The following is a 627-nucleotide window of genomic DNA, read 5'->3' as shown; positions in this document are numbered from 1 at the left end:
GTTGCCTTCCGCGTCTTTTTCAACACGCTCAGCTTTGATCACGTAAGCACCACGTAAACGAACTTCTTTACCAAGAACTAGACGCTTGTACTTTTTGTTCGCTTCTTCACGGAAATCTTCACGCTCGATCCAAACTTCACGAGTAAACGGTACTTCACGCTCACCCATTTCAGGTTTATTTGGATGGTTAGCCAGCGTTAGATTTTCTACAGCGCCCACTTCAAAGTTCTCAATAACAACTTTAACAGGGTCCAACACAGCCATCGCACGAGGAGCATTTTCGTTTAGGTCGTCACGAATACAAGATTCAAGCGAGCTAAACTCGATCATGTTTTCTTGCTTCGTCACGCCTATACGCTTACAGAATTCGCGGATTGACGCAGGTGTGAAACCACGACGACGTAAACCAGATACTGTTGGCATACGAGGATCATCCCAACCGTTAACCAATTTTTCGGTTACTAGTTGGTTTAGCTTACGCTTAGACATCACTGTGTATTCTAGGTTTAGACGGCTGAACTCGTATTGATGAGGACGACAATCAATTGTGATGTTGTCTAATACCCAGTCGTACAAACGACGGTTGTCCATGAACTCTAGCGTACAGATAGAGTGCGTAATGCCTTC

The 627-nt window shown here is 44.7% G+C and carries 1 protein-coding gene; it reads right to left on the bottom strand.

What is annotated here, in order from left to right; genetic code table 11:
• A partial coding sequence (locus R7Z77_RS26470) for a glutamate--tRNA ligase family protein (protein ID WP_318137186.1) occupies nucleotides 1–627 on the bottom strand: 627 nt, incomplete at both ends.

It is taken from the genome of Vibrio sp. 1401, from assembly GCF_033340295.1.
Note: the sequence above shows the minus strand (reverse complement) of the source record. Positions and strands in the feature narration are given on the sequence as shown.